The organism is Paracoccus sp. J56 (assembly GCF_019633685.1).
Taxonomy (GTDB): Bacteria; Pseudomonadota; Alphaproteobacteria; order Rhodobacterales; family Rhodobacteraceae; genus Paracoccus; species Paracoccus kondratievae.
This window is the reverse complement of record NZ_JAFL01000055.1, coordinates 1-6,747: the sequence shown is the minus strand read 5'-3', so window position 1 is coordinate 6,747 and position 6,747 is coordinate 1. Positions and strand designations below refer to the sequence as shown.

Here is a 6,747-nt window from a genome sequence, read left to right as displayed (position 1 = left end):
AGAAGGAGAACGAACGGCTTCGCAAGGCGGTGGCCGATCTGACGCTGGACAAGCTGATCCTGACGGAGGCTGCGCGGGGAAACTTCTGAGCCCCTCGCGTCGCCGTGCCTGCATCGACCATGTTCGCTCGGTTCTGCCGAAGCGCGTGTCGGAGCGTCGGGTATGCCTCGTGCTTGGGCAGCATCGCTCCACGCAGCGGCGTATTCCTCGCGGCCGGGACGACGAGCAGCAACTGACCGAGGACATCGTTGCATTGGCCCGCCGCTATGGCCGCTACGGCTATCGCAAGATCGCCGAGCTTCTGCGCAGCCAGATGGGCTGGGTGGTCAACGACAAGCGGGTCGAGCGCATCTGGCGGCAAGAGGGGCTGAAGGTTCCAGCCAAACAACCGAAGAAAGGCCGGCTCTGGCTCGCCGACGGATCATGCATCCGCCTGCGCGCCGAGCGGCCCAACCATGTCTGGTCCTACGACTTCGTCGAGGACCGCACTCATGACGGAAGGAAGTACCGCATGCTTAACGTGATCGACGAGTTCACGCATGAGGCGCTGGCGATCCGCATCGATCGCAAGCTCAACTCCACCGACGTCATCGACGTCCTGTCCGACCTGTTCATCCTGCGCGGCGTGCCTGAGCACATCCGTTCCGACAACGGCCCGGAGTTCATCGCCACGGCCGTGCAGGACTGGATCACCGCCGTCGGGGCGAAGACTGCCTACATCGCACCCGGAAGCCCATGGGAGAATGGCTACATCGAGAGCTTCAATGCTCGCCTGCGCGACGAACTCCTCGACGGCGAGATCTTCTACACGCTCAAAGAGGCCAGGATCATCGTGGAAAGCTGGCGTCGGCATTACAACACCGTGCGTCCGCATGGATCGCTCGGCTACAAGCCGCCGGCGCCGGAGGTCTTCATCCCGGCATTCGCGCGGGCGGCCCTGCAACCCCAACCAGCGATGCCGCCCGCGCTGGCGCCACGACCATCATTGCACTAACAATCAAATTGGACCCGTCCGTGGGGGCCGATCAATGGTGCTGCCCCGCTCATGGCAGGCAGGGAAGGCGTCAACCCATTCCCGGCAGGCACCGCAGAACATAAGCCCCTTCGGCCCGTGGCGTTCCCATTCCGACATGTTCCGCCACTCAGCTACAGATACCGGACGGCCTGTCCATACCCGGGGATATCCCCCGGCAGTCACGCCATAGGGACATTCTGCATCACCTGCCCGTGAAGGGGCGGAGGCGCGGGGCGGCATACCTCCGGCCTGACGCTGGATTTCGGCGGCCACGTCCTGCCGGACGGCCTCGGGGCTGTAGCTGCGTCCCGGCCACGGGATAACCTGGCTTGCGACATTTGCGACATTGCGACATTCGTTATTATTCAAAGCCTTATCTTGCGACACGGCTGCGACGCCGTTGCGACACGGGACTTTATGCCCTGCCGTGTCGCAGGTGTGTCGCAAGTTTGTCGCAGCGTTAGCCACTTGATTTTGTTCGCTTGTCGCAAATGTCGCGGATGTCGCAACGGGTTCGGCCAGAATCTCGGCAAGGGCCGCGTCGAAGTCGAAGGTCATGCGTCACGTCCTTTCTTCGCTTCCCTTCGGCGCTCGGCCCGGACGGCATCGAGAATAACGACGCTACGCAGATCATAGGCCGCCAGAGCCCGCGCCAATTCCTCGGCGCGGATTTCGAACAGCGCGGCATAAGCATCAAACTTCATGGCTCGACCTCACGATCCGATAGGCTTCCTTGCGGGCGCTGCCGCGAATGACGGTCCCGGCGGGCAAGGCCACCAGCCATCCGGCCTTCACCAGTGCAGCCAGCGGCCCGGACAGCGATTTCGCGTCCCGCAGCGCGTTCGGCCCAAACCGGATGATCTCACGCGGCGTCACATCATCATGCGGCCAGCTTTCCAGCAGCCATTGCCGCAGCCGTTCGGCCTTTGATGTCTCTTCCGAGACAAGCCCGGCCTCGGCCAGCCGCCGCGCCTCTTTCAGATAGAAGCCCGCCAGAGCGATGCCCCATTTCATCGCCTGCGGCGTCACGTCAGGCGCGCGAAGGTCGCCCCATAGCGTCAGCACCCCGGCGATGCGCGCGGCCTGTTCGGCGCTCTTGGACGCATAGGCCCGAACGTGTTCCATCTGGCCACCAGTGGCCTGCGCCTGTTCCGTCGCCTCATAGAAGCGCCACAGCAGCTCTTTCGCGCCGTGAGACAGCGGCAGGCGGCGGGGTTCGAGTTCCTGCGGGTCTTCGCCGGTCGGCATTGGCGCTTCCAATATCTCGCGCAGACGGGCCGCGAAGGCGGCGACGGCAAGTTCGGATTCCGGGTCATGTCCACGGCGCAACCGGGAACCAATAGCACTTGTCGGCTCGGTAATGAGAAACCGGGCAAGAAACCCCTGTCCTGATGCCAGCGGGTCAGCCAGCAGCGGCAGAGCAACAACAGGCTGCGCCATCAGATGCGCGGCCAGCCTGCGGCCCGGCATCTTCGCGGCTCCATCCCCGGCGCGGATGCGGTCCAGCCCGTCGCCATCCCAGAGCTTCGACAGGCCCGCCACGGTCTTAGCCCGGTTGTCGCGGCTCATCGCGTGCCCGCCGATGAAGCCCCCGGCCTCATCGCTGAAAAGGCCGATGGATGGACGCCCGGCAATCAGCAGCTTTGCGACGCCCTCAAGGGTCGGTTCCTGCACCGTCAAAAACGGCACCAGCGGCGCGGGCGGGCATGGCCCCAGCGCCCGCAGATCGGCCTCGGCGGCGGTCGATTTCGCCTTGTCCTTGCCCCCCGCAGCTTCGGCCAGCAGCCGTTTGCGCTTGCCTTCCCACAGTTCGCGGGCCGTCTCCCATTCCTCCCGGTCGGTCTTGTATTGGCGGCAGGTCTCGCGCTCATAGTCGCCCGCCCCGGTCATCAACAGCTTGTCGCAGGTGGATTTGCGTTCGCCCGACTCGGCAACGGTCAGACAGAACAGCGACAGCGGGGCATCCCCGCCCAAGGTCTCCACATCCGCGAAGGGCTGAACGGCCAGCGATGCCACCGCCAAGGCCGATTGCGCGGCAATGGCGACCGGGGCCTGGGTGATGTCCTGCACCGCATTCACGGCATCACAGAGCGGCCCCAGCGCATGGACCGGATAGGCTTCGCCTGCGGGGATTTCCCGCAGCAGCGGTTGCGGGCCTTCGGGCGTGAACGGGACAGGTTCGGGCATAGCGTTCATGCTGCGGCCCCTTTCATCATCAGAATGTCGTTCCAGTCGCGCCCCTCTGGCGCGGGCAGAATGCTGACGGTCCAGCCCAGAGCGGATGCACGTTCGGCCAGCTTGTGCCCGGCGGCCTTGCCGGGTTCGTCGCCATCGGTGGCGATAGTCAGGCGGTGCGGGCGGTCAGGAAGGCGCAGCACGGCCATGCCGGACGTGGACAGCGCCGCCCAGATCGTCGCAGGGCGCGCCAGCAGGCCGCCCGCAAGGCTCAGACCGGTCTCTATGCCCTCACACACCACCAGCGGGCCTTGGGCCTCAGCGAGCCGCACAGCGCCGCCAGCGACCGCGCCCAGCATCGCCTTGGGCGGATCAATCATCGCCTTGCCCGATCCATCGGGGGCGAGATAGGTGCGATGCACCGCGAAGCGGGCCGCGCCATCGACACGGGCCAGCAGGGCCGGGTAGCGCCGGGCACTTGGGTGCCAGCAATCGGGATGGAAACGCAGGGTATCGGGCAGGTCGCAGGTGATGCCGCGACTGCGCAGGTAGGTTTCGGCAAGGGTGCCGCCGATCGGCTGGGCCTCGTTCCAGCAGGCCAGCGTCTGCCTTTCCCGCTTCCCGGCCTCGGCCCGGTCTTCGGCCTCACGGCGGGCAATCTCGGACGGGCTGGGCGGGGAATAACTTCCCCGGCCCTCGATCAGACCCAGACCGCGCAGGGCGTCCAGAACATCGGTGAAAGCGCAGCCCGCCTTGCAGGAAAGCAACAGGTGTCCCCCGTCGCCGTCCGCAATGGTCAGGCTGGGCTTGCGGTCGTTATGGGCAGGACAGCAGGCAAGGCCATAGCGGCCATACCATTTGCCGCGAAGGGCGATTGTCAGGGTTCGGGCGTCACTCATTGCCATGCCCCCCAGATCAGCGCGGCGACAATCTGCGCTTGCGTTTCGGTCAGACCGTGAAGGCGACGTAGATACAGGACGCGCAAGGCATCAATGCTCATGGCCTGCCTCCCAGTTACCTGCCCGTGTCAGGCGCTCTACCGCCCAGAACCCATGCCCCTCGATATGCACCGTGAAGGGCGAACGGCTTGCGTTTGATATGATGAAACTCGCCATGCTCGGCCTCTGTCTTGCGGGCCGGGGCGCTGGGTGCTATGTTCGCGGCATTGGATAAATACCGCCGAAAGCCCCTGCCATGCCCCGGCAGGGGTTTTCTTATACGGCGGCGGACGGGCGGGATTTCACCCACTCATCTATTGCCTCGGCAGGCCAGCCAACAGCCCTCACGCCCAGCTTGACCGGAGCGGGGAATGTGCCCTTTTTGACGCCAAGATAAACCGATGCCTTGGACAGGCCAGTGGCCTGCATAACCGCAGGCAGACGAAGAATTTTAGACACCGTTGTGCCTCTCCCTTGTCCCGCGTGGCTTGCGCATAGTGCATATTTGCTTGCGACATCCACAAATGATGGAGTAGGACAGGGACTGAACATGGTGACCATCTTGTTCAGTCCCGGCCCCGTCTTAGGCTTTAACTTGGCGGTTGAGCCTTTGGCGGGGTCGCCATTCGTCCTACTATTGAATCCTAATGGCTGTAAGACTTCCTTACGCTTACTACCGCTTTTATTTTCTCGTCAACTAGATGTTGTGGGTGGACAACAAATACACAGAGATATCGTATCCCTGTGTCACTTTCTCGCCATCTCTTTGCGGCTGGGGGAAATTTACCCTTTGCGAACAACACTCTAGGATTATGAGCGTCACACCTTTGTTTTCTAAGTAAAACAATATCCGCCTCTGCGAACTTTTCTGGCGCGCCACTAAATATAGTTTGACGCTGTGCCGGTGTTGTTTCACTGAACAAGCGCATTTGAAAAGCGCACAGAGACTTGTCCGGCGGCGTTAATTTCATCTTGGATTCATCCCTTTGCCACCCCAGCCGGGAATCGAATCACCTCACCTCCTTGCTCGGCCAGATAGGCGGCCCATCGTTCCATAAGCGCGCGACGCTTCTCGAACATGTCTGACCGGGCATAGGCTTGAGACACGCTGTTTCCAACCGCATGAGCAAGCGCGGCCTCTGCCACCTCATGCGCGACTGTGGTGCGTTCCTGTGCCCATGTGCGGAAGGACGTGCGGAAACCGTGAACATCAACGGGGAAGCCTAATTCCTTGACCAGCTTGGAAAGCGTCATGTCTGACAGCGGTCGCCCCGGCCTCTGCCCCGGAAAGATCAGGGGGGATGCCTGTGCCGCAACGTGCCGGAACCGCTCCGCCTCGGCCAGTATCTCCATTGCGCGGGGTGCCAGTGGCACGCGGTGCGCGCGCTTCATTTTCATCCGCGAAGCCGGGATTTCCCAAACCTTCCCGGCCATGTCGATTTCATCCCAGCGGGCTTCGCGGACCTCACCAGACCGGGCCGCCGTCAGAATCAGAAACTCAAGCGCCAGTTTCGTCACCGGACCAGCGCCGGACCCTGCCAGTGCCTCAAGAAAAGCCGATACTTTGTCATAGGGCAGCGAAACCCGGTGCGCCTTCACCTTTGGGACTTTGGGAAGTGCCCCGCTGATATTCTCGGCTGGGTTATCTTGCCGCCAGCCTTGAGCGATAGCCCATTTCATCACCGTTCCGATACGCTGACGCACGCGGCGGGCGGTTTCGTGGGTTGTGGTCCAGACAGGCGACAGAACGGCCAGCACATCCGCCGTGGTCACGTCCTGCACCTTCAACTTGCCAATTTTGGGGAAGGCATGGGTTTCAAGAGAGGAAATGAAGTCCTTGCCGTGCTTTTCGTTGCGCCATGTCGGCAGGTGGATTTCGTGGACCTTGCGGGCGGCTTCCTCGAAAGTCAGGGCCGCTTGAGCCTCACGCCTGGCGCGCAACGGGTCGCCTCCCGTGCGGGCTTCCCTGTGGTTCCTGGCGGCCATCTCGCGCGCCTCGGCCAGAGAGACGGCGGAAAGGGGTCCCAGACCCATATCAACGCGCTTGCCGCGAATGGTGATGCGTTGAATCCACCGCTTCGCCCCGGTGGGTGAAACTACAAGATGCAGGCCGAGCCCGTCGCCATAGCGGCCCGGCTTGGTCACGGTGCGAACAAAGGCAGCAGTTAATCCGTCTCTGGCTTTATCGGCCATCGTCTTGCCCCACAATCTGACCCACAATAAGTGTGGGACTGCATGAGACCTCATTAGACGTTGCTGAACGATACTAGGGTCAGGACCCATTGATTTCAGGGTGGTGTCGTGATTCACGGTTCGAAAACGAGCGGTGAACATGTCTGATCTTTTCTGGCTGACAGATGCGCAGATGGCGCGCCTTGAGCCTTTCTTTCCGAAGTCACACGGCAAGCCTCGCGTAGATGACAGACGCGTCTTGAGTGGGATAATCTTCATCAATCGCAACGGCTTACGATGGCGTGACGCACCTGCCGCCTATGGGCCGCACAAGACGCTTTACAATCGCTGGAAGCGGTGGAGCGATAAGGGCGTCTTCGCCCGGATGATGACAGGTCTGGCTGCCGAACATGACGAACAGAAGACGGTCATGATCGACGCGACCTA

7 protein-coding genes and 1 pseudogene are annotated in these 6,747 nt (G+C 62.5%); 2 read left to right on the top strand and 6 right to left on the bottom strand.

Going from position 1 to position 6,747, the window contains the following annotated elements; genetic code table 11:
- Positions 1-994 (top strand): annotated as a pseudogene (locus M511_RS18610) (IS3 family transposase); the annotation flags it as partial.
- Positions 995-1,569: 575 nt separating this feature from the next.
- On the opposite strand, the gene M511_RS18605 reads toward M511_RS18610, so the two are convergent.
- The 6 genes from M511_RS18605 to M511_RS18585 all read right to left on the bottom strand — a co-directional run bounded on the left by M511_RS18605 (position 1,570) and on the right by M511_RS18585 (position 6,462).
- On the bottom strand, positions 1,570-1,719 hold the full coding sequence (locus M511_RS18605) for a hypothetical protein (protein ID WP_156929533.1): 150 nt from the start codon (positions 1,717-1,719) through the stop codon (positions 1,570-1,572).
- Positions 1,709-3,211 (bottom strand): YfjI family protein, encoded by a 1,503-nt coding sequence (locus M511_RS18600; RefSeq protein WP_085503204.1) that lies wholly within the window; start codon positions 3,209-3,211, stop codon positions 1,709-1,711. Before M511_RS18600 ends, M511_RS18605 begins: the two co-directional genes overlap by 11 nt.
- Positions 3,208-4,089, bottom strand: a complete 882-nt coding sequence (locus M511_RS18595) for a DUF7146 domain-containing protein (protein ID WP_085503202.1) — start codon at positions 4,087-4,089, stop codon at positions 3,208-3,210. The genes M511_RS18600 and M511_RS18595 overlap by 4 nt, the downstream gene beginning before the upstream one ends.
- Positions 4,090-4,179: 90 nt before the next feature.
- Positions 4,180-4,305: a hypothetical protein gene (locus M511_RS19510; protein WP_254901073.1), complete on the bottom strand. Its 126-nt coding sequence runs from the start codon at positions 4,303-4,305 to the stop codon at positions 4,180-4,182.
- Between the two features lie 99 nt (positions 4,306-4,404).
- Complete coding sequence (locus M511_RS19505; RefSeq protein ID WP_085503200.1) at positions 4,405-4,680, bottom strand: helix-turn-helix transcriptional regulator; 276 nt, start codon at positions 4,678-4,680, stop codon at positions 4,405-4,407.
- Positions 4,681-5,106: 426 nt separating this feature from the next.
- On the bottom strand, positions 5,107-6,462 hold the full coding sequence (locus tag M511_RS18585) for a tyrosine-type recombinase/integrase (protein WP_240547709.1): 1,356 nt from the start codon (positions 6,460-6,462) through the stop codon (positions 5,107-5,109).
- Between M511_RS18585 and M511_RS18580 the strand changes: the two genes are divergently transcribed.
- A partial coding sequence (locus tag M511_RS18580; RefSeq protein ID WP_139824644.1) for a transposase occupies positions 6,461-6,747 on the top strand: 287 nt, incomplete at its 3' end. The two genes, M511_RS18585 and M511_RS18580, sit on opposite strands and share 2 nt — an antisense overlap.